Consider the following 22,128-nt stretch of genomic DNA (forward strand, 5'->3'; position numbering starts at 1 on the left):
GTTGCAGGCGCGACGGGCCAGTCGCAGCCCTCGCTTCGCGCCAGCCCGGAACCAAGGCCAAGGAGAGAGCCGTTGAAGAAGATTCGTTGGGGCATTTTGTCGACGGCTAATATCGGCATGGAAAAGGTGACGCCCGCCATCATGCGCTCGGCCCATTCGGAAGTGGTGGCCATCGCTTCGCGTGACCTCGGCAAGGCGCAGGCTGCCGCGGCAAAGCTGGGTATTACCAAGGCTTATGGCTCTTACGAGGAGCTTTTTGCTGATCCCGACATCGACGCGATCTACAACCCGCTGCCCAATCACCTCCATGTCCCTATGACCCTGGCTGCCGCCCAGGCGGGCAAGCATGTGCTCTGCGAAAAGCCCATCGCTCTCTCGGCTGCCGAGGCCGAACAGCTGCGCCAGATCCCATCCGACCGCATCGTGCTCGAAGCCTTCATGATCCGCTTTCATCCGCAATGGCTGCGGGCACGCGAGATCATCCGCTCGGGCGAACTGGGCGAGGTGCGCGCCATCAATGCGGTTTTCACCTACTTCAACGCCGACCCCGCCAATGTGCGCAACCAGGCCGATATCGGCGGCGGCGGCATCATGGATATCGGCTGCTATCCAGTCACGACCGGCCGCTTCCTGTTTGAGGCCGAACCGCAGCGGGTCGTGTCCCTCGTCGAGCGAGATCCGCAATTCGGCACCGATCGGCTCGCCAGCGTCCTGATGGATTTCGGCGGTGGCCGGCAGCTCAACTTCATCTGCTCGACCCAGCTCACCGGTGAGCAGAGCGTTCAGGTGCTGGGCACCAAGGCAAAGCTCGAGATCATCATCCCCTATAACGCTCCCGCCAACGAGCGGACCGCAATCACGGTCGACACTGGCGCGCCATTTGATGGCTCCCTCGCCCGGCGTGAAATCCTGCCCGTCTGCGATCAATATACCGAGCAGGCCGAAGCCTTCGCCCTTGCCGTGCTTGGCGAACAGCCCCTGCCCTGGGGAGTCGAGGACGCAATCAGCTCAATGAAAGTGCTCGATGCCGTTTTTGCCAGCGAGAAATCGGGCGGCTGGGCCACGGTCTAACCCCTTGCCCTTGCTCTGGCGCCGCCCACCGGCGCCAGAGCACGCTTACACCTCAGCTTGGCCTGGCAGCCGGCACAAACGGGCGGAGCCGGTGCCCATCGGGATCTTCGGCGACAAAGGTGAAGCCGAAGGGCAGCTCGGCCGGCTCCTGCAGGACGGTCAGGCCCAGCGCCTGCCAGTGTCGGTAAGTGGCCAGCAAGTCCTCGCGGCTGCCTTCGGTAAAGGAGATCTCGCTGCCGCCCACCGGCTTGGGCGCCGGCTGGATCTGGTCCTTGGCCCAAAGCCCGATCTTCATGCCGTTGGGCAGCACGAACAAGGCAAATCCCGACCGGTTCTGCACCGGCGCGACGCCCAGCAGCTTCTGGTACAGCTCGGCGCTCGCTTCGGTATCGGCCACCGCCAGCAACAGATAATTCAACACACGCATCGTCTAGCTCCTTTTTGGCTGGAGCCAGACCTACGGCACCGGACTGTCAGTTTCCGGCAGGGTCGGGGTGGCGGATTCCTTCGCGCTCTCGCCACTGCTTGAGAAGCGCCGCGCGCCGCGCCGCGTATCGCTCGGGCAGCACGTCGAGCCGCGTGATCCGATCGAGCCGGAATGCCCGGAAATCCTGCCGCAGCTCGCACCAGGCCAGCACCACCCGCACGTGCTCGAAGAACGCCACGGCGAAGGGCCAAACGACGCGCTCGGAGCCGGCGCCATCACCTTTGTCATAGGCAAGTGCGAGCTTGTTCTGGCCCCGGATAGCGGCACGGATCGCTCCCAGATCCACAATAGTAGGCACCACATCGCTGCGCGCGACGAGGAGGCTCGTCGCTTCCACAGTATCGCGGATGGAGTCAGGCAAGACGGCGCTGACTTTACTTAAAAGGCTCGCCGCCGCCGCGCTCAGCCTCGGGTCCTCGCGACGCTGCTCCACCCAGCGCGAACCGAGCACCAGCGCTTCGATCTCCTCCACCGAGAACATCAGCGGCGGCAGGGTGAAGCCCGGCCGCAGCACATAACCGAGCCCGGGCTCACCACGGATATCGGCCCCCTGCGCCTGCAGTGTCGCGATATCACGATACAGAGTACGGATCGAAATACGCAGTTCCTGTGCCAACTGCTCACCCGCAACGGGGCTGCGCCGATTGCGCAGCAATTGCAGCAGATCAAGCAGGCGTTCGGTGCGGGACATCGGCATCCGGACTTGGGTTCAATCAGGACCACTTCCTAGCATATCCCGCCCCCACTGACAGCAGCACCGCGCCCCTGCTCCGCAGGGCTAACCCGCTACCAGTCCGGGGCTGCGCACCAGCCGCCCATCGGTACGCTCGAGCAACTTGCCCCTGTCGCTGAGAGCCTTCTGGCTTAGCTCCATTAAGTCCCGGGCCGGTTCGAGCTGCCCGTCACCAGCATCGGCGGGATCGAGCACCGAGGCCTTGAGCAGCCGTGAATAGGGATGCTCGGGTGCATCCAGCACCACTCGGGCTGGCCCCATTTCGACCACCATGCCCTTTTGCATGATGATCAGGCGGTCCGAAATATAATAGGCCGTGGCAAGGTCGTGGGTGATGTAGATCACCGACACCCGGAAGTCGTCACGCAGGGAGCGCAGCAGGTTGACGATCGACATGCGCAGCGACGCGTCCACCATGCTGACGGGCTCGTCGGCGATCAGCAGCGCCGGATTGGGGATCAGCGCCCGCGCGATTGCCGCCCGCTGCAACTGTCCCCCGCTCAACTCATGGGGGAACCGGCCTCGCACTTCCGCAAGGCTCAGCCCGACCTTTTGCAGCGCCTCGTCCATAGCGGCATCGATCTCCCCACGCTGCCTCAAACCAAGAAACTGCCGCGCCGTGGACTCGAGGTAACGATCGACCCGCTTGAGCGGGTTAAACGCTTCGAACGGGTTTTGGAACACGGGCTGCACCTTGGCCATGAAGGCCTGCCGCTCGGCGCGGCTCACATGATGGCTGATCGTCTTGCCGCGAAAGCGGATTTCCCCGCTCGTGGGGGTTTCCAGCCCCAGGATCATGCGAGCCACCGTCGTTTTGCCCGATCCGCTTTCCCCGATAACGGTAAAGATCTCGGGCGTGTCGAGCGCGAGCGAAAAACTGGCATCCTGAACCGCATCGACCATTTTGCGGCCAAACAGTCCGCCCATCGCATAGCGCTTGCTGACATCGCTGACGTCGAGAAGATCGCTCATGCCGGCTCCCTCAGCTTGACGGCAGGCGCCACGAGCGGCTCCACATCGCGCCAGCGCCAGCAAGCTGTGCGGTGGTCGGGCGCGACCGTTTCCAGGGGTGGCGCCTCCTGCCGGCATTTGTCCACCGCCAAAGGACAGCGCGGATTGAACCGGCACCCAGACGGCGGCTCCGCCAGATTGGGTGGCCTCCCCTCAAGCGCCGGCCGCTGCACCGTGTCGCCGATGCGCGGCAGGCTTGCCACCAGATGGGCGGTATAGGGGTGTTTGGGGTGGAAGAACATCTCCCGGGTCGGCCCCTCTTCCACGAGCCGCCCGGCATAGATGATCCCGACACGATCAGCGACATTGGCATGAACGCTCATGTCATGAGTCACGAACACCACGGAAGAGCCCATCTCCTGCTGGATTTCCCGGATCAGCCCGAGCACTTCCTTTTGCACAACCACATCGAGTGCCGTGGTCGGCTCGTCGGCGATGATGAACTGCGGGTGGCACACTGTCGCCAACCCGATGGTAACCCGCTGGCGCATCCCGCCCGATAATTCATGTGGGTAAGCATTGAGCACCTCGGGCCCGAGCTTCAGGCGCCCCAGATGCGTCACCACCCGCTCGCGCAACTCGTCGCCCTTGAGGCCCAGCTGACGGGCGGCATAATCATCGAAGATCTTGCCGATCCGGCGCACTGGGTTAAGCACGCTCATCGAGCCCTGCATGATATAGGACAGATACCGCCAGCGGATCGCCTCAATCTGCGCCTTATCGGCACTCGCCACATCTACGGTGAGCCCATCGAAGTCATAGCGCACCACCCCCTCGATGATGCGCAGCGGCGGCCGGATCGCCGCCGCCAGCACCTTGATGAAGCTGGTCTTGCCCGAAGAGCTTTCCCCCGCAATGCCATAAACCTCGTTGCGGCGTACGCTCATGGTGATGTCGTCCACCGCCCGGACCTCCCGGCGCACGCCGAAATAGTTCATCTGGTAATAGGCCTTAAGCCCCCGAACGGTGAGCAGGTCCTCGCTCATGGCTAAGCTCCCATCCGCCGCAGCCGGCTGCGCGGATCGATATATTCGTTGAGGGACACGGCTAGCAGGAAGAGCCCAATGAAGGTGATGACGATCAGCACCACCGGGATCACCAGCCACCACCAGGTGCCCACCACCATCGCCGAATGGTTGTTGGCCCAATACAGCGTCGTGCCAACGGTGGGGATGTTGATATTAGTGAACCCCAGCACCGCCAGCGTCACCTCCATTCCGATCGACCAGATCATGTTGGCCATCGCCGTCGCAAAGATGATCGGCATGACATAAGGCAGGTGTTCCTGCAGCAAGATCTTGGGTGTCGACATCCCTGAATAGCGGGCATGGCGGGTAAATTCGCGATGTTTGAGGCTCAGCGTCACCGAGCGGATCAGCCGCGCATCATAGGCCCAGCCCAGCACCGCCATGACGGCGGCCAGGGTGTAGGTATTGAGCCCCGAGCGCATCACGAAGTAAAACAGCACCAGCACCGGAAAGGACGGCACCGCCACGAAGATGTCGTTGATGAACATCAGCACGCGGTCGACCCACCCCCCAAGATAGCCTGACAGCAGCCCCACGGTAATCGAGATCACTCGCGAGATCGCCGCCACGATCAACCCGAAAGTCAGCGTGTTGCGAAAGGCAAAGCTGAGGTTCCAGAACATGTCCTGCCCGCGCGAATTGGTGCCGAACCAATATTGGGCCGAAGGCGGCTGGTCCGGGATAGCCAGATAGATCTGGGTGGGATCGACCGGGGAGAAAAAGCTCAGGCAGGCATAAAGAACGATGATCCCCACCAGCACCAGACCAATGGCAAATTCGATGTTGTAGCGGATGAGGTCGCGCAGCACGGCAAACATGGCTGGCTACTCCGCTTTTACGCGTGGATCGAGCACGGGATACAAGAGATCGACAGCAAGGATCGCGATCCCCACCGCCGCGATCGACACCGACGATACCGCCAGCACCAGGCCATAGTCGCCGCCATTGACCGCATCGATCAGCAGCGAGCCCAGCCCGGGATAATTGAACACCTCCTCGGTGATCACCGTGCCCGAAAATATTCCGCCCAGGCTCATCGCCAACCCCGTCAACTGCGGGATCATGGCATTGCGCAGAACATAGGAGCTCACGATACGTCCCGGCCGCACGCCGGCGAGTTCGGCATAGGTGACATAGTCCTCGGTCACCACATTGGACACCAGCGCCCGCATGCCCAAAAACCAGGTACCAATTCCCACCAGGACCAGCGAGGTCGCGGGCAAGATGGCATGCTGGAGCACCGAAAAGGCGAATTCCCAGCTCCAGCCCATCCGGACATTCATGGCAAAGCCGCCTGAAATGGGCAGCACCGGCCACAAGAACCCGAAGATGATGAGGAGGATGAACGCCACGATATAGTAAGGAATCGGCTGCAGCCCCATGGTCAGGATACCGAACGCCTTGAGGAAGCGGTTGTTCTGATAGTAACCAGCCAAGCCCCCTAGCAGATTGCCTACGACCCAGGTGATGATCACCGTTACGGCCAGCAAGCCCGCCGTCCAGGGCAAGGCGCGCATCACCAGGTCCATGGCGGGCGTAGGAAAGGCGATCAGCGAAGGCCCTAGGTCACCCTGGAGCAGGCGCCCCCAGAAGCTGAAAAACTGCGTCAACAGCGGCGCGTCGGTGCCGTAAAGCTCCGTCAGCGCCGCCCGGAGTTCGGCAATGGCATCAGGCCGGAAACCCGAGCGCGCCGTGATGCGATCAACTGCCTGGTCAACCGGATTGACCGGCGACAAATGGGTGATGAAAAAACTCGCCGAAATGCCAGCCGCGATCACCCCGATCAGCTGCAAAATGCGTTTAAGCACGAAGGATAGGTAGCCGGTCATAGGCGGATCTCTTGCTGAAGGTCCCGCCGCTCGCTCCAATTAATGGAAGCAAGGTTTGGCACGGTCCCGGTTCAAGCCGACAATTCGCTGCGGGCTGGACGGCGGGCGTAAACCCGCCGTCGGCATGGTTGAGCCCAGGGCGTCAGTTGCCCGCCACGGGCTTTAACTGGGTCAGGATGTAGCGCGAGTTCGCCCAGTTGTTGACCGGGTTGGCATAGGGGTTCTCCGAATTGGGATAGCCCGTCCAATAGCGCTCCGACACCACCGAGAACACGTTGTAACTCATCAGCGGGATAATGGGCATTTCGTCCACCATCAGCCGGACGAACTCCTGTCCGTATTCCACATTCTTGGGATCGTTGAAGTCGATGACGCGGATCTTTTCGATGATCTCATCGAGCCGCGGATCGCTCCAGCGCTGCCAGTTGCGGGCGGGCTGCACTTCGCCCGGGGGCGCAACGAACTGTGAGTGCCAGCTGTCAAGGAAGTAAGACAGGTCGGGGTGGCCGCCCCAGCTTTCCACGCTCCACCAGATATAGCTGTCGTAGCGGCCAGCATTGCGTAGATCAGCGTGGTCGGACGCCACCTGCAGTTCCACCTGGACGCCATTCTGGTTCCAGTTCTGGGCGACCATGGTGCCGGCGCGATTGATCACGCCATCGGAGGGGATCAGCAGGGTGAAGGCAAAGGGTTGCCCATCCGGCATCATCCACTGGTTGCCGTTGCGGGTGAACCCGGCCGCTTCCAGCAACTCGGTTGCCGCCTGCACATCCTGCTTCCACCAGCCATAGCCAAAGGCGTTGCGGATGGCCCCCTCATCAGTCGGCACCTGGTCACCATATTGCGGGCGAACCATTTCAGCGATCTGCAAGCCGACATTGGGATCATAGGGCTGGATGGTGCGGCTGCCGGTATCGAGCTGATAATCGATCAGCCATTGCTGCATCGGCCCATGATAGTCCTGCGGATGGGTGCCGGTGGGCGGAATGGCGATCGGCGACAGCGTTGCTGCGCCCCGATAGCTGGCCATGGAGATTGCCCGTGCGTCCAGCAACAGTGCCAGGGCCCAGCGCACGCGCTTGTCCTGGAACTTCTCGTTTTGCGTGTTGAAGATCACGCTGGGCAGCGTGGGGTCCGGATGAGCATAGGGGAAGCCCGGGAACCAGCCCTTGGCGTTCTCGTCCTCGGCAATGATGGAGAAGGTGCCTTCGGGCGAAAGATCGTGGATCATGTCGAGATTGCCATTTCGCATCTCGATCAGCCGGTTATCGATATTGATATTGTTGCGGTACACGACGTGTTCGGGCGTGGGTTCGCCCACGAGGCCCAGCGTTGTGTTCTGCCAATCCTCGCGCTTGTCCCAGATATACCAGGTGCCATTGGGATCAAAGCTGTTGAGGGTATAAGCACCTAGCGTTACGGGTGGGTTGAAGTCGAATTCGAGCACATTGTCGACTTGGCTGAACACATGCTCGGGCATGATCCAGGCCCCGTTCCAGCGCACTGAAAAGACAGAGTGGAAGCGCGAATTGGGTGCTTTGAGCGTGAACTTGACGGTGTAGGGGTCAATCGCCTCGACTGTTTCCACCTGGGTGGAGAATGCGCCGCTCCACACCATGCCGGGCGTGTTCTTCTGCGTCTCGACCGTGAACACCACGTCGTCGGCGTTGAAATCCTCGCCGTCGCTCCATTTTATGCCCTCGCGCAGCCGCACGGTCATCTCGGTGAAGTCGTCATTATATTCGGCCGGCCCGGTAGCGAGCGTGTTGTAGATGGCACCATCGAGACCCGCATCGGGATCGATGAACCACAACGTGTCCATTGCCAGCTGCTGTAGACCCGTGCTGAGCCCGCCTCCGGCATTCACCCAGATGTTGAACCAACCGGGATTCGGGATAGTTGCTTCCGGGTTTTGCAGGATCAAGGTCTCGTTACGCGGAAAGTCGTTGAGCGGTGGCGCGGCGGGCGCTGCGTCCTGCGCCGTGGCTAAACTGCCCACCGCAAAAGACGCAAAAGCAACCGACGCCAGAAGCATCTTCCAGTTTCGCATAATCTCCTCCCAAAGGGGCGTTCCTCAACAGCCCCAACCGTCATGCTATATTAAGAGTTACTCCTGTCAACCATTTGCCCGATACATACCCGCAAACCTGATACTAACCGCGGGCGACGCTGACCCGCACCATCTGATAGGAATGCGGCGGAAGGCTCACACTCAACTTGTCCTCCTCCGCAACTGCGCCCCGCCCTTGTCTTGGGGCTACATTATCCGGGTTTGCTGCAGTGTTGACGGCGTTGAGATCGTCGTGCGTCATCACCTGGTGCTCGAGCACCCTTGCATCGCGGTAGCCTTGCAAGGACAGCTCGACGTCGAGTTCCTCTTCGCCATTGCGGTTGACGAGAAAGAAAGTGAGCGTGCCCTCGGCCTCGTTTTCCACCCCGGCCACATCGAGATAGGGGATTTCCCCAATCAGTTCGACTTCGTAGCTGGGGCAGCGGGCGACGAGGTTGAGCGCCCGGCCGCGTCCGAACATGGATGCGAAATAGAGCGGATAATAGGTGGTCTGCTTCCAGGACCTGCCGCCCGGCTCAGTCATGATCGGAGCAATAACATTGACCAGCTGGGCAATGCAGGCGAGCTTGACCACGTCGGACTTGCGGATAAAGGTGTTGAGGCAACACCCGACCTGCAGCACATCCTCAAAATTATAGATGTCTTCCAGCAGCGCTGGCGCATGCGGCCAGCCGTGCTTGCCGTCAAGGATCGCCCGGTCCTGCTTGCGCGAATGATACCAGACATTCCACTCATCAAACGCGATCGTCACCTGGCGATTGCTGCGCTTCTTGGCCTTTACATAGTCGATTGTGGCGGCAACCGTGCTGATATAGGCCTCGAGCTTGACATTGTGCGCGAGGTAACCCGGCGTGTGCTTGTCGTAATTGGACGAATACATATGCAGCGAGATGTGGTCGACCGTTTCATAGGTGTGCTCCAGCACCACCCGCTCCCATTCGGGATAGGTGGGCATGTTGGAATGCGATGACCCGCAGGCGATGAGTTCGAGCGAACTGTCAAAAGCGCGCAGCGCCTTGGCGGTTTCACTGGCGAGGCGCCCATATTCGTCCGCTGTTTTGTGGCCGATCTGCCAAGGCCCGTCCATCTCATTGCCCAGGCACCACATCTTGACGTACCAAGGGTCCGCCCGTCCATTCTTCTTGCGCAGATCCCCCCAATAGCTGCCCGTCGGCCCGTTCACGTATTCAACGAAATTACGCGCTTCCTCGAGCCCGCGCGAACCCAGATTGACTGCCAGCATCATCTGGGTGCCAACCGTCTCGCACCAGTCGGCAAATTCGTGAATGCCGACTTGGTTACTCTCCGAAGTGTGCCAGGCCAAGTCCAGCCGCGTGGGTCGTTGCTCGCGTGGGCCGATCCCGTCTTCCCAGTTATAGGCGGAAACGAAATTACCCCCGGGATAGCGCACCATCGGCACATCGAGCCCCCGGACCAGCTCGGCCACATCCGCCCGCATGCCGTTCTTGTCAGCGGTTGGATGATCGGGCTCATAGATACCCGAATAAATGGCCCGGCCAAGATGCTCGAGAAACGCTCCGTAGATTCGATTGTCGATCTCGGAAATCACATAGTCCCGGTTGGCAATAACGCTGGCGCGCACAACTCTCTCCCTCTTGTGCCGATTGTCTGATTTGTATCAGAACTTTCGGTTACTAGAGCCAAGAAGCGGTCCCGCGTCAACCGGGAAGCGGCGCGCTAGCGCAAAATCAACCGCAGCACGATGTCCTGGTCATAATTGCCAAAGCCGCGCCCGAAGATATTCATACCACCGGGATGATGGGCGCTTTCCTCGACGCCAATCCGCACGCGAATGGAATGGTGCGAAGTCAGGTCGAGGTCATCCAGCGTTACTGGCGAGATCCGCACCCCATCGACAAACGTGCCTTCTGCCGAGGTTCGCCAAGTCTTGAGCTTGCCGTATTGGCTGCCCTTGAGCTTCCACCATTGCGGCGTGTAAACCCCGCGCTTGTCGCCGAAATCGCCGGGACTGGTCCAGGTTCCCACTGCCTTGCCGTTAAGCGTTAGCGTAATGTCGGAGGGCCAATCGGCCGACGTGCCTGGCACTTCCGAGGACAGCTCAAGCGAAATCTCGATCGCTTCAACTTCTCCTCGCGTCAGCTTGGAATTGTTGGGAAACTGGTATTCCACATACCCGCGCGTCAGCCACAACAGCCCCGCTTTCATTCGGTCTGGATCAAGAAATGTATCGGGTACATCGAGGAGCCCGATCACCCCCTCGCTTGAGCAAACTCCGCAAGGCGCGGTCACCTCGAACCCCGTATAAAGCCCCAGCGGCATGGATACTTCGATGGTCTTGTCGCTGATCTGCGCCGACGGCTCCTTGAAGCGGATCAGCACTTCCTCAAAGGTCGAGCGGCAAATCTTCTGGCTGCCCTTGCGCGCCTTTTGCGCCTCGGTGGCGATCAACCCCGCTTCCTCGAGGATCTGCACATTGGTCGACACCGTTGATTGCGGCAGCTCCAGCCGCGCCGCAATTTCGTTGACGTTGAGCGCCCCCCCTTGCAGGATCTTGAGGATCTGCGCCCGCACCGGCGAAGCCAGCCCCCGGATCACGGCCATATCCTCCTGGGGATCAACGACGAGGAAATTTCCGGCCATGGCAGGCGCTCACTGTGGCAACGATATCAAGAATGTTGATATAGCCTAGCCGCGCCAACCGTAAAGCCAAATCCTTCCCGCGCCCCCCTCTAGCGCGTCGCCCAAAGCAGCCCTCGCCGCAGGAAACCGCCGCCTTTATCTGGAATGACATTGCGGCGGTGGAAATGCTCGAGGGCCTTTACGGGCCCGGAAGCCCGCTCCCACCCGGCTTTTCCATTATCGGCTTCGATGATCTGCCCATCGCTGGCATGGCTACCCCCCGCCTGAGCACCGCGCGGGTGGATCGCGAAGCGATCGGTCGGGGCGCGGTACGGCTTCTGGTGCATCATATGGACGGCGAGCGCGCCGTGCAGCAACTCGAAATCGGCGTCACCATGGTGGAAGGCGAAACCATCTTCCCCCTCCTCGCCGGCAAGTGATGGGCCCGGCACACCATCCCGACAGAAGGCAACAAAAAACCCCCGGTTTCCCGGGGGTTTTGATTGGTAGCGAAGCCCAGATTTGAACTGGGGACACACGGATTATGATTCCGCTGCTCTAACCAACTGAGCTACTCCGCCTCACGGCTCAGCCTCGATAAGGCCGATGCGCGAATACCTAGTTTTGGCGAGCGGCGCTGTCAAGTGTGTGACGCAACTGAGTTCTGCGCTGTTCTGACCCGCTCAATTGCCTCGCTCACCAAAACGAGGTCCGCTTCGAACTTGGCCCGCTCTTCGTCCTGGCGCTCCCGCTCGGGAATGCGCAGCAAATAGGAGGGATGATTGGTCACAAACAGCATCGTGCCATCATCCATGGTAATCGGCGCACCGCGCAGCCGTGAAATCGTTGCCGCTTTCCCCAACAGGCTCGACGCCGCCGTGGCGCCCAGCGCCACGATCACCTTGGGCTTAACGAACGCCCGCTCCAGATTAAGCCAGAATCGGCACGCCTCCACCTCCCCCCCATTGGGCTTTTGGTGGATGCGCCGCTTGCCACGCGGCTCGAACTTGAAATGCTTGACCGCATTGGTGACATAGACCTGCTCGCGGTCGATCCCCACCTTTTCAATTGCGGCATCCAGCACCTTGCCCGCTGGTCCCACGAAGGGCTGCCCCGCCAGATCCTCCTGGTCCCCCGGCTGCTCGCCGACAAACATTACATCGGCGGCTTCAGGTCCCTCCCCGAACACGGCTTGCGTCGCAAATTCGAACAGCGGGCAGCGCCGGCATTCCTGGACGGCCGCGCGTGCCTCGGCGAGCGAGGCGACCTCGCGCTCCCCATCCTGGACTGCCGGCGCCTCTGTCGGGCGCCGCAGATGCCGTGCCGGTGGTTGGCTCGAAACCCGCTCGATCATTTCCCGCTCCGCTTCTCTTGCGCCCCGGATCAGGGGAGCAATGAGTTCGGCCTCGGGCAGGTTGCGCCAGTATTTCATGGGCATCTCCCCCTTCATCGCGCCGATCTTGAGCCGGGCAGGATTGAAGATGGAGGCGAAATAGGTCTTCCAGTCGCCCTCAACCGCATCGTCCTCGGGCACGTCGCTTTTCTGCCCGCCCGGCCCGAACAACAGTTCCTGCCCGTCCCAGAAGGCCGAGCGATAGGGCGTGATGATCGCCCAGATCATGCCGGCAAAGCGGCGCTCGAAAAACGGCGCCGTGCGTTCAAGGATAAAATGCTCGGGCTCGAACCAGGCGGCAAAGCGCTCGAGCCCGCTATCGTCGATAACAGCCTTGAAGCGCACAAAGGCCTTCATCTTGTGGCTGTCGCGCCGGACCGCTGAAGCCAGACCGGTCAGCCGCTGCAAATCGGGGTCGGAGGCCGCCGTCATCAGCCCGCGATCCTCCAGCAGGCGCCACAAGAAGCGATACAGCAGAGCAAACCGCTCGGGATCATTGTTGCAGATGGCCAACTGCCCCTGCTCGATAAAGGCGGGCGGCACGCTGCCCACCGCCCCTTCCCCGCTTGGCAGCATGGAATCGCCCGCTTCGAACAGCCCGTTTTCTTCCCCCGGCCCCCGCCAAATCACCTGATCAGGCCGCACGCCTGCTAACAACAACTGCCGCGCCTTGCCGCGCCATTCGGCAAAGTCGTTACGCTCCTCCAGCCGCACCGAAATCATGCAAACAGGCTCAGCTGTTCGGGCTGCGGCGTCAGCTTGGCCTTGAGCCGCGCATCATCGGTCATCCCGCCCGGCGTCCAGTCCACCGCTTCGATGAACGGGCGCACCGCATCGATCGAGCCCACAATGCGCGCCACATCTTCGAGGCGCAAACTGTGGTGGCGCCGCGTCGTGATGATCCGCTCGATGCTCTTGGTCCCCAGCCCCGGCACCCGCAACAGCAGTTCGCGATCGGCGCGGTTCACGTTGACGGGAAAGCGCTCGCGATGCTTGAGCGCCCAGGCCAGCTTGGGATCGATCGCCAGATCCAGCAACCCGCCCTCCCCGCCCGCCACGATCTCGGGAACGTCAAAGCCATAAAACCGGATGAGCCAATCGGCCTGGTAGAGCCGGTGCTCGCGCAGGAGCGGTGGCGCCTTGAGGGGCAGCTTGGCGCTGGAATCGGGAATGGGCGAAAAGGCCGAGTAGTAGACCCGCTTGAGCTTGTAGCCCGAATAGAGCCCCGCCGCGCGCGTCAGGATGGCTTCGTCATTGGCGGCATCGGCACCCACGATCATCTGCGTGGATTGCCCCGCCGGCGCATATTTGGGCTTTTCGGCTTTGGTCTTTGCCTCCGGCGCGGCTTCCGCCAGCTTGCCGCGAATGCGCGCCATAGCCGTGCGGATCTCGCTTGGCTTTTTTTCCGGTGCCAGCGCTTCAAGGCCAAGATCGGTCGGCAACTCGATATTGGTTGAGAGCCGATCCGCCCAGCGCCCGGCTTCCGCCAGCAGTTCAGGCGCGGCATTGGGAATGACCTTGAGATGGATATAGCCCGCGAAATGGTGATCCTCGCGCAGGCTGCGCGCCACCCGCACCATTTCTTCCATCGTGTAGTCGGGCGAACGGATGATCCCCGAGGACAGGAACAGCCCCTCGATATAGTTGCGTTTGTAGAAGTCGAGGGTCAGTCCCACCACTTCCTCGACGGAAAAGCGCGCCCGCTGCACATTGGACGAGGAGCGATTGATGCAGTAGCTGCATTCATAAATGCAGAAATTGGTCAGCAGCAGCTTGAGCAGCGAAATGCAGCGCCCGTCCGGCGCATAGGAGTGGCAAATGCCATTGCCCTCGGTGGAGCCAATGCCGCCGCTCACCTTGCTGTTGCGTTTCTCGGTGCCGCTGGAAGCGCAGGAGGCATCATATTTGGCGGCGTCCGACAACACGGCCAACTTGCGACGAAGGGTTAAAGCCGCCATCCACGTTCCTCATCTGTTCACGCCAGTCTTAACGCGCGACCCGAATAAAAGCACCGGCGAAAACCTGTTCTAGCCAGCTTGTGATCGCCTCCTCGCCCTGGAAACGATGGGGTTCCATTGTTCGCTCAGGCGCAACAACCCGTTATGGCGCCGTGGGCTGACGGGATGGGGCAACTTCACCTATCTTGGGGGCAACGGCACCAAGGCTCGGCTGACGAGCATGTGCACTCCAAGGAGAACACCAATGGACCTTCAGCTTGGCGGCATCCACCACCTGACCGCAGTCACCGCCCAGGCGGCCAAGAACCTGCAGTTCTACACCCAGACCCTGGGCATGCGGCTGATCAAGAAAACCGTCAACCAGGACGACACCACTGCTTACCACCTATTCTATGGTGACGGCGTGGCCTCACCTGGCGCAGACCTGACCTTCTTTGATTTTGACGCCGCCCGCGAGCAGCGCGGCAACCACACTGTCAGCCGCACTGGCCTGCGCGTCGGTAGCGAGGACAGCCTGCAATGGTGGAAAGAACACCTGCAGGCGCAGGGCGTCGGCACCTCGGCCATCAAGGAACGCAATGGCCATGTCTCGCTCGATTTTGAGGATTTCGAAGGCCAGCGCTTCCGCCTGGTGCTCGACCCCGCCAACAAGGTCGTGCCCTGGGCCAAGTCGCCCGTTCCTGCCGATCGGCAGATCATCGGCCTTGGGCCGATCAGCCTTGCCGTGCCGCGCCTCGATCGCACCGAAGTGGTCCTGACGCAGGTGATGAACATGCGCAAGGTGCGCACCTATCCCGCCCGCGAGCGCAATGGGGAAACCCATGTGTTCGAGATGGGCCCCGGTGGCCCCGCGGCCGAACTGCATGTGGTGGTTGACCCAAGCCTGGCCCCCGCACGGCCCGGCGCCGGCGGCGTGCACCATGTGGCCTTCCGCACGCCCGACCAGGATACGCTCCGGCAGTGGATCGCCCATGTCAACTCGTTCGGCATCCGCTCGAGCGGGGAAGTCGAGCGGTTCTACTTCACCTCGCTTTATTTCCGCGAGCCCAATGGCATTCTGTTCGAGATCGCGACGGACGTGCCCGGTTTTGCTGCCGACGAGCCGATGGAAACCCTGGGTGAAAGCCTGGCGCTCCCGCCCTTCCTCGAAAGCCGGCGGGCGAGCATCGAAGCGGGCCTCAAGCCCCTGGTCTAAACCGCTTCAGTCCACAAGCTCTCCTCCCCGCTGAGGGAGGAGAGCCTATCGGCGCGGCGCGTCATCAGGGCCTTAGCCAAAGCGCAGCGAAGGTGCTAAACCCGGCGCGCATCCCGTAGGGTGCGCCCCCGTTGACCCCCTTCAAAGGCAACTGCCATGCCCGTGCGAAAACTCAATTCCAGCCAGTGGGTGCTCGCGATTTTCATCGGGCTGGCCGTGATCACGGTGGCAGCGACGGTGTTCACCAATCTCGTGCAATGGCGCAACTACGACACGATCGAGGCAGAACAGAACATCGCCCCCGAAGACGCGATCCCCCTGCAAAAGGGCTTCACTGAGCCAACGCCCGCCCCCGCCAACTAGGCGGCAAACACCGCCGGCACCGCTTCCGCGATGAACCCACCGCCCAGTACTTCGGACGTGGCGCTGTCATCGGCGTAGAACACGCAGGCCTGGCCCGGCGAAATGCCATATTCGCCGGCCACCAGCGTCACATAAACCGCGCCATCGCGCATCTGGATCACGGCCGGCTGCGGCCCGCGCGTCGAGCGCACCTTGACCTCGACCGGTGCACCATTGCCGGCAGCAGCTTCGGCCAGCGGCCGCGCCCCCAGCCAGTTCACATCTCGCAACCGCACCGTATGGGTCTTGAGCGCCTCGCGCGGCCCCACAATGACGCGCCCGGTCTTGTGCTCGAGCTTGATCACGTAGAGTGGCTCGGCAGCCGCCACGCCCAGGCCCTTGCGCTGTCCCACCGTGTAATTGACGATCCCGGCATGCCGCCCCAGCACCCGGCCATCGAGATGGACGATCTCGCCTTGCGCCACCGCTTCGGGATGCATCTTGCGGATGATGTCGGCATATTTGCCCTGCGGCACAAAGCAGATGTCCTGCGAATCGTGCTTGTCGGCAATCTCGAGCCCCATTTCGCGCGCGAGCTCGCGCACCGCAGCCTTGCTCATCCCCCCCAGCGGAAAGCGTAAGAAGTCGAGTTGCGCCTGGGTGGTCGCAAACAGGAAATAGGTCTGGTCACGATCGCCATCGACGGGACGGAACAGTTGCCGCCGCCCATCTTCGCCCAGCCGCGACTGCACGTAATGGCCGGTCGCCAGCACATCAGCGCCAAGATCCTTGGCCACTTCCAGCAGGTCGACGAACTTGACCGACTGGTTGCAGGCAATGCACGGCACCGGCGTTTCACCCTGCTGATAGGCATTGGCGAACGGCGCTATCACCGAGCGCTGGAAGCGCTCTTCATAGTCCAGCACGTAATGGGGAATATCGAGTGCCGCCGCCACCCGGCGGGCATCATGGATATCCTGCCCGGCGCAGCACGCGCCTTTACGATGGGTGGCCTCGCCATGATCATAAAGCTGGAGCGTCACCCCAACTACATCATAGCCCTGCCGAGCCAGCAGGCCCGCCACAACCGAGGAATCCACGCCCCCCGACATCGCGACAACAACGCGCGTGCCTTGGGGACGCTTGGCGATATCAAGCGAATTCAGCATCTTTCTTGCATCCGGTTGGGTTCAAGGGCCAGCGGACAACTGTCCCGCGCCTCTTAGCCCTTTCAGCAATGCGCTGCAACGCCGCCCGGCAGTTTTTGCCGCCCGTGCGGCGCAATGCACCCTCCCGGCTCGAGCCATGTCCCTCGAGCCCAAAACACAGCTCTGCGCAAACAAGCACTTAGCCGCCTTGGCTCACTGGCAAGCTCCTTGCATGGCACGGGGCGAGTAGTTGCAGGATTTTTCGGCAAAGTGGCATCCCATCTTACCCTTTCGGTCGCAACCGGTGCAGGCAGCATCACGCGAAGCTTCGGCGCGCCTGCCGATGCCGACGCTTTCGCCAGTCTGCTCGCCGGCGCGAACGCCGGCACCACGCCAAGCACCACCTCTGCCTCGAGCTTCAACCTGAGCTTGGGCAAGGCGCTTGAAATCGGGCTCGAAACTGCGGGCGAAGCCGACATCGAAGCCGAAGATCTTGGGCTGGCTGTGGGAGCCGAAGCCGCCCTCGCTCCGGAGCCGCCGGCCCTGCCCCAGCTGCTCGACAGCCTCGCCAACATCGCCCAAAGCCTCGCTGCCGGCCAGTCTCCCGCAGGCGACGACCTCGGCGCGGCCAGCACCGCTCTCAGCCGGCTCGCCGACCAGCTCGGCATTTCACTGTCCACCCCCGCCCAGCCAGCAACCGGTGGCGAACCGGCCAGTGATTTCGCGCAACAGCTAGCCAATGCCCTTGCCCCGCTGGCCGACCAGCTTCTTGGCAGCGATGCCGCCGAGGGCGGCCCCGAGCTGGGTCAAAAGCTCGCCGCACTACTCGCCGGCCTCAAGCAAGCCGGTCCCGGCCTTGATCAGCAGACCCTTGCCGCCGGCGCCGCCGCGCTCGAAGACGCGTTGGCGAAGCTGACCCGCGCCACCCCGGGCGCCCCTCCCGCCGATCCGGCTGCCCCGGCCGCCAGCACTGCCACGCCCCTCACCCCGACGACCCCAACAGCACCGACGCTCGCGCAGCCCAGCATCGAGCCCGACCCGGCTCTCGGCACCGACAGCCAGCCCACCGCGGAAACCGACGCCAAGCTCGCTCCCGCTGCCGCCGAACCCCCGCTTGATGCTGCCGCGGCCAAAAGCCTGCCCAGCGCGCTCAACCGGGCCGAGGTCGCCGCCGCCGCCCTGCGGCCCGTGCAGCCCGGCTACCAGACCACCCAGCAACAGCTCAACCTGCCCCAGCTCGCCTTTGAGCTGGTGCACCAGGCCAATGCCGGCAATTCCCATTTCCAGATCCGCCTTGATCCGCCCGAGCTCGGCCGCATTGAGGTCAAGCTCGAATTCGATGCAGCGGGGCAGGTCAATGCCCGCCTCATCGTCGACAAGAGCGAAACCCTTGATCTGATGCAGCGCGACCAGCGCGGGCTGGAACGCGCCCTGCAGCAGGCCGGGCTCGATGCCAGCAAGACCAACCTCGAATTCTCCCTCCGGCAAAACCCATCCCCAGGCGACGGGCGCCAGGGCAATGGGCAGGAGCAGGAACGCCGAGGCTCGTTCGGTGGCGGCCCGAGCGGCGGCGATGCCGACCCGCTACCCCTTCCCAGCGTCAATCTTTACCGCGGCAGCCTTGCGGCTGGCGGCGTCAACATCATCGCCTGAGGAACAATCATGGCTGTTAATGGCATATCCGCAACCTCTGCCGCCGGTGCGATCAGCAACTCGCGCAACACCATTGCCGATAATTTCGACACCTTCCTCAACATCCTGACCACCCAGCTCAAGAACCAGAACCCGCTCGAGCCGCTGGATACCAACCAGTTCACCCAGCAACTGGTGCAGTTCACTGGCGTGGAACAGCAGCTCAAGACCAACGACTTCCTTGAAGCCATGATGATGGCCAGCCAAAGCGCCGGCAAAACCGACGCGGTCAACTATATCGGCAAGGAAGTCACCGTCGCCGGCACCTCCTCCGAGCTCAAGGGCGGCAAGGCTCTGTGGGGCTATGTCGCCTCGGGGGCCGTGCAGAACGCCAAGGTGAACATCAAGAACGCCGCCGGCAGCATCGTTTACTCCGAGAACGGCTCGCTTCCCGCGGGCAACGGCCAGTTCGCTTGGGACGGCAAGGGCTCCAACGGGCTAGCTCAACCTGCTGGGTTGTATTCCATCGAGATCACCGGTACCGATCTGAGCGGAAATACGGTCGGCATCACCACGGCGGCGGTCGGGATCGTGAACGCAGTGGACTTTTCGGGCACGGAGCCGCTGCTGACCATCGGCACCTCCAAATACCCCCTTTCCCAGGTCCAGGATGTGCGCACCCCCACGCCGGGCACCTGACCCGTCGCGACACGCTTTGCGTCCCGAATACCTTGATTTTCCTTCTAATTCTTAACCTGTTGTTCGTTTCCCCTTAGCTGAATTTTAAGTCAGCATCGCTACTCTGCCTTCCTATGGTCAGGTTGAGTAGAGAGTAAAATGACCGTACAGATGCGTCCTCGCGTTAAGTACGTTATCGGACCGGACGGAAGTCCGCTCACGATCGCAGATCTTCCCCCCGCCAATACGCGGAGGTGGGTCATTCGGCGAAAAGCCGAAGTTGTTGCTGCGGTGCGCGGTGGTCTGCTCAGCCTCGAAGAGGCCTGCGACCGCTACACACTCAGCGTCGACGAGTTCCTGAACTGGCAGGCTGCCATCGACAAGCATGGACTTGCCGGCCTGCGGACCACCTGGATCCAGCATTACCGCGAGGGCTGATCCGGTCCAAACCGATAACGAGCACCAAAGCCCGCCGGGTCCACCCTGCGGGTTTTTTGTTTTCTTGGCACAAGGCCCGCAACCCGTCCCCCTAGGGCGTCTCCGCCCCCATCCATCTTGCCCCCGCCTCCCGGCCCAGCAACCGTTCATAATACTCTCGCACTGCTGCAAACACGGGCTTGTCCGCCTGCACGCTCATCCAGCGATGCACCGAAAGGCCCAGCGCAATATCGGCAATGCTGAACTCAGCCCCGGCCACAAACGGCGAGCCTTTGGCCAGATGCCCGTCCAGCAACGCCATCTTGGCGCCCCAGGCTCGCAGTGACGCCGCAATCTGCTCGGGATCATCATAGCCGGGCGTCTTGCGGATCAGCGCATTCACGGCATAGCCCCAGGGCGGATTAAGCTCGCTCGCCTGCCAGCCCAGCCATTGCAGCACCCGCGCCCGCTCCTGCAGCCTACCCGGCAGCAAGCGCCCGTCACCTGCCTTTTCCGCCAGATAGATCAGGATCGCATTGCTTTCCCACAGCCCGAATCCATCATCGATCAACACCGGGATCTGCCCATTGGGGTTGAGCGCCAGGAACTCGGGCACCTTGGGATCGCGCAAGGGCAGGCCCCAATCCTCCCGCTCATAGGGGAGTCCCAACTCGCCGGCCGCCCACAAGACCTTGCGCACATTGATGGATGTGACCCGCCCCAGCACTTTCAACACGCTTGCTCTCCCGTCCGGCAATTTTTGCCCGCGCAACCGCTGGGCACCCACAAGTTAAGACAATGTTTACCAAACACTAGGTAATTTTTGCCGGGCGGCAGCTTTCATCGCCGGTGACGTGAACCTCGAGTACCGACTTGAATAACCTGACCCAGCTCATCAACCGCATTGGCCTGCCGCGCCTTGCTGCCATGGCCACCGTAGCGGTGCTGATGTTGGGCTTCTTCGCCTTCCTGATGATGCGCGCCTCAGCCCCCAACCTGGCACCGCTTTACACCGGGCTGACGCTGGAAGATTCGTCCGCGATCACTACCGAACTGCAAACCCTCAATATCCCATTCGAGCTGCGCGGCGAAGGCGATACCATCCTCGTGCCGCGCGAGCAGATCACCAAGCTGCGCATGGATCTCGCCGGGGCCGGGCTCCCCACTCGCGGCCAGGTTGGCTACGAGATCTTCGACGAGCAGAACACGCTTGGCGCCACGAGCTTTGTGCAGAACATCAACAATGTTCGCGCGCTTGAAGGTGAACTCGCCCGCACCATCTCTTCGCTGGCCCGCATCAAGTCCGCCCGGGTTCACCTGGTTCTGCCCGAGCGCGAATTGTTCCGGCGCGAGCGCAAGGATCCTTCCGCCTCGATCGTCCTGTCCGTGCGCGGCGAACTGGCTGCCGGCGAAATCCGCGCCATCCAGCACCTCGTCGCCTCCGCCATCGAGGGTCTCTCGCCGACCCGCGTCTCCATTGTCGATGATGCCGGCACCCTCCTCGCCTCCGGCACCGGTGACAGCGCGCAGGGCGCCCTCGCCGGCGAAGCGGCCGAAAAAACCCTTGGCTACGAAAACCGGCTCCGTACGCGCCTTGAAGACATGCTCGCCAACATCGTTGGCGTTGGCCGTGCCCGCGTCGAAGTTGCGGCCGAGATGGACTTCAACCGCTCCACCACCACTTCGGAGACCTTTGACCCCGAAGGCCAGGTCGTCCGCTCCACCCAGCTGCGCGAGCAGGAGAACCAGTCCGGCGCCAATCAGAACCAGGTGACCATCGCCAACGAGCTGCCCGGCGCTTCCCAAACTGCCGCCGATGGCACGCTCGAGCAGGGCACCACGTCCGAAGAAGTCACCAACTACGAAATCTCCAAGACCACCCAGACTGCCGTCACCGAAGCGGGCAGCATCAAGCGCCTTTCCGTCGCTGTGGTGGTGGATGGCGTTTATGCCGATGATGGCGCGGGCAATCTGACCTACAGCCCCCGTTCGGCTGAAGAGATTGCCCAGGTGCTCACCCTGGTACGCTCGGCCGTGGGTTATTCGGAAAGCCGCGGCGACAGCGTCGACGTGGTCAACATGCAGTTTGCCGAACGGCCCGAGCTCAACCTGCCGGGCACCGACAGCGCCGCGGGTCTCCTCGACTTCACGCGCGACGACCTGATGAATGCAGCCGAAATGGCCGTGACCCTGCTGATCGCCCTGGCCCTCGTGTTCTTCGTGCTGCGCCCCCTGCTCAAGCGCGCCTTGGTCCCTGAACCCCAGCCTCTCGCCCTCCCCTCCGGTGCCGAACTGGGCGCACCCGTCGCGCTGGGCCCCGAAGGTCAGCTCGTGCCCATCGAAGCGCCCGAATCGGTTACCGGCGCGCCCGATTGGATGGCCAATGCCCGCACCTTGGGCGAAAGCCAGCTCCAGACACTCAAGACCGTGGGTAGTCTGGTTCAGGAAAATCCCAAGCAGGCCGCACTTATCGTGCGCGACTGGCTGAGCAGCGCGGCATAACCCATGGCTCTGGTCTCCCAATCCCTCGACAC

20 protein-coding genes, 1 tRNA gene and 1 pseudogene are annotated in these 22,128 nt (G+C 62.2%); 8 read left to right on the forward strand and 14 right to left on the reverse strand.

Features of this window, described 5'->3' with window-relative positions; genetic code table 11:
• Window positions 1–72: 72 nt before the first annotated feature.
• Complete coding sequence (locus HRU92_RS10030; RefSeq protein WP_173088107.1) at window positions 73–1,071, forward strand: Gfo/Idh/MocA family oxidoreductase; 999 nt, start codon at window positions 73–75, stop codon at window positions 1,069–1,071.
• 52 nt (window positions 1,072–1,123) lie between these two features.
• Here HRU92_RS10030 and HRU92_RS10035 read toward each other — a convergent pair whose 3' ends face one another.
• From HRU92_RS10035 to HRU92_RS10075, 9 genes are all read right to left on the reverse strand, one after another.
• A complete protein-coding gene (locus HRU92_RS10035) occupies window positions 1,124–1,498 on the reverse strand; it encodes a VOC family protein (RefSeq protein WP_172124035.1) in 375 nt (124 codons plus the stop codon).
• A 46-nt stretch (window positions 1,499–1,544) separates the two neighbouring features.
• Complete coding sequence (locus HRU92_RS10040; protein WP_172124037.1) at window positions 1,545–2,249, reverse strand: YafY family protein; 705 nt, start codon at window positions 2,247–2,249, stop codon at window positions 1,545–1,547.
• 87 nt (window positions 2,250–2,336) lie between these two features.
• A complete protein-coding gene (locus HRU92_RS10045) occupies window positions 2,337–3,263 on the reverse strand; it encodes an ABC transporter ATP-binding protein (RefSeq protein WP_173088109.1) in 927 nt (308 codons plus the stop codon).
• The gene (locus HRU92_RS10050) at window positions 3,260–4,288 is read right to left on the reverse strand and encodes an ABC transporter ATP-binding protein (protein ID WP_172124041.1); all 1,029 of its coding nucleotides are present in this window, start codon (window positions 4,286–4,288) and stop codon (window positions 3,260–3,262) included. The genes HRU92_RS10045 and HRU92_RS10050 overlap by 4 nt, the downstream gene beginning before the upstream one ends.
• A 2-nt stretch (window positions 4,289–4,290) precedes the next feature.
• Entirely contained in the window at window positions 4,291–5,148 is an 858-nt protein-coding gene (locus tag HRU92_RS10055; RefSeq protein ID WP_127753873.1) for an ABC transporter permease, read from the reverse strand.
• A 6-nt stretch (window positions 5,149–5,154) separates the two neighbouring features.
• On the reverse strand, window positions 5,155–6,159 hold the full coding sequence (locus HRU92_RS10060; protein ID WP_172124043.1) for an ABC transporter permease: 1,005 nt from the start codon (window positions 6,157–6,159) through the stop codon (window positions 5,155–5,157).
• A 142-nt stretch (window positions 6,160–6,301) separates the two neighbouring features.
• Window positions 6,302–8,209, reverse strand: a complete 1,908-nt coding sequence (locus tag HRU92_RS10065; protein WP_173088111.1) for an ABC transporter substrate-binding protein — start codon at window positions 8,207–8,209, stop codon at window positions 6,302–6,304.
• A 103-nt stretch (window positions 8,210–8,312) separates the two neighbouring features.
• The gene (locus HRU92_RS10070) at window positions 8,313–9,833 is read right to left on the reverse strand and encodes an alpha-N-arabinofuranosidase (protein WP_173088113.1); all 1,521 of its coding nucleotides are present in this window, start codon (window positions 9,831–9,833) and stop codon (window positions 8,313–8,315) included.
• 95 nt (window positions 9,834–9,928) lie between these two features.
• Window positions 9,929–10,852 (reverse strand): helix-turn-helix domain-containing protein, encoded by a 924-nt coding sequence (locus HRU92_RS10075; RefSeq protein ID WP_172124049.1) that lies wholly within the window; start codon window positions 10,850–10,852, stop codon window positions 9,929–9,931.
• Between the two features lie 119 nt (window positions 10,853–10,971).
• Here HRU92_RS10075 and HRU92_RS10080 point away from each other — a divergent pair.
• Window positions 10,972–11,271 (forward strand): annotated as a pseudogene (locus tag HRU92_RS10080) (substrate-binding domain-containing protein); the annotation flags it as partial.
• 64 nt (window positions 11,272–11,335) lie between these two features.
• On the opposite strand, the gene HRU92_RS10085 reads toward HRU92_RS10080, so the two are convergent.
• The 3 genes from HRU92_RS10085 to HRU92_RS10095 form a co-directional block, all read right to left on the reverse strand.
• Window positions 11,336–11,412 (reverse strand) — tRNA-Met (locus HRU92_RS10085).
• 59 nt (window positions 11,413–11,471) lie between these two features.
• The gene (locus HRU92_RS10090) at window positions 11,472–12,947 is read right to left on the reverse strand and encodes a UdgX family uracil-DNA binding protein (protein ID WP_172124051.1); all 1,476 of its coding nucleotides are present in this window, start codon (window positions 12,945–12,947) and stop codon (window positions 11,472–11,474) included.
• A complete protein-coding gene (locus HRU92_RS10095; RefSeq protein ID WP_172124053.1) occupies window positions 12,944–14,182 on the reverse strand; it encodes a putative DNA modification/repair radical SAM protein in 1,239 nt (412 codons plus the stop codon). Before HRU92_RS10095 ends, HRU92_RS10090 begins: the two co-directional genes overlap by 4 nt.
• Window positions 14,183–14,426: 244 nt before the next feature.
• Between HRU92_RS10095 and HRU92_RS10100 the strand changes: the two genes are divergently transcribed.
• Together HRU92_RS10100 and HRU92_RS10105 are read left to right on the forward strand one after the other, a co-directional pair.
• Window positions 14,427–15,377: a ring-cleaving dioxygenase gene (locus HRU92_RS10100; protein ID WP_172124055.1), complete on the forward strand. Its 951-nt coding sequence runs from the start codon at window positions 14,427–14,429 to the stop codon at window positions 15,375–15,377.
• 156 nt (window positions 15,378–15,533) lie between these two features.
• On the forward strand, window positions 15,534–15,740 hold the full coding sequence (locus tag HRU92_RS10105; RefSeq protein ID WP_172124057.1) for a hypothetical protein: 207 nt from the start codon (window positions 15,534–15,536) through the stop codon (window positions 15,738–15,740).
• Here the strand turns inward: HRU92_RS10105 and mnmA are convergent.
• Window positions 15,737–16,888 carry a tRNA 2-thiouridine(34) synthase MnmA gene (gene mnmA / locus HRU92_RS10110; RefSeq protein ID WP_172124059.1) on the reverse strand — a complete coding sequence of 384 codons (1,152 nt, stop codon included), beginning with the start codon at window positions 16,886–16,888 and terminating at the stop codon, window positions 15,737–15,739. The genes HRU92_RS10105 and mnmA overlap by 4 nt on opposite strands.
• Before the next feature lie 249 nt (window positions 16,889–17,137).
• Between mnmA and HRU92_RS10115 the strand changes: the two genes are divergently transcribed.
• From HRU92_RS10115 to HRU92_RS10125, 3 genes are all read left to right on the forward strand, one after another.
• Window positions 17,138–18,520 carry a flagellar hook-length control protein FliK gene (locus HRU92_RS10115; RefSeq protein ID WP_173088115.1) on the forward strand — a complete coding sequence of 461 codons (1,383 nt, stop codon included), beginning with the start codon at window positions 17,138–17,140 and terminating at the stop codon, window positions 18,518–18,520.
• A 9-nt stretch (window positions 18,521–18,529) separates the two neighbouring features.
• The gene (locus HRU92_RS10120; protein WP_172124063.1) at window positions 18,530–19,198 is read left to right on the forward strand and encodes a flagellar hook assembly protein FlgD; all 669 of its coding nucleotides are present in this window, start codon (window positions 18,530–18,532) and stop codon (window positions 19,196–19,198) included.
• Window positions 19,199–19,336: 138 nt separating this feature from the next.
• Complete coding sequence (locus HRU92_RS10125; protein WP_035102845.1) at window positions 19,337–19,615, forward strand: DUF1153 domain-containing protein; 279 nt, start codon at window positions 19,337–19,339, stop codon at window positions 19,613–19,615.
• Window positions 19,616–19,706: 91 nt separating this feature from the next.
• On the opposite strand, the gene HRU92_RS10130 is transcribed toward HRU92_RS10125, so the two are convergent.
• Entirely contained in the window at window positions 19,707–20,330 is a 624-nt protein-coding gene (locus tag HRU92_RS10130) for a glutathione S-transferase family protein (RefSeq protein ID WP_173088117.1), read from the reverse strand.
• A gap of 137 nt (window positions 20,331–20,467) precedes the next feature.
• On the opposite strand from HRU92_RS10130, the gene fliF reads away from it, so the two are divergent.
• Window positions 20,468–22,096, forward strand: coding sequence for a flagellar basal-body MS-ring/collar protein FliF (fliF, locus tag HRU92_RS10135; RefSeq protein ID WP_172124067.1), 1,629 nt, complete (start codon window positions 20,468–20,470; stop codon window positions 22,094–22,096).
• Window positions 22,097–22,128 lie beyond the last annotated feature (32 nt).

It is taken from the genome of Devosia sp. 1635 (assembly GCF_013185955.1).
In the GTDB taxonomy this organism is placed as follows: Bacteria; Pseudomonadota; Alphaproteobacteria; order Rhizobiales; family Devosiaceae; genus Devosia.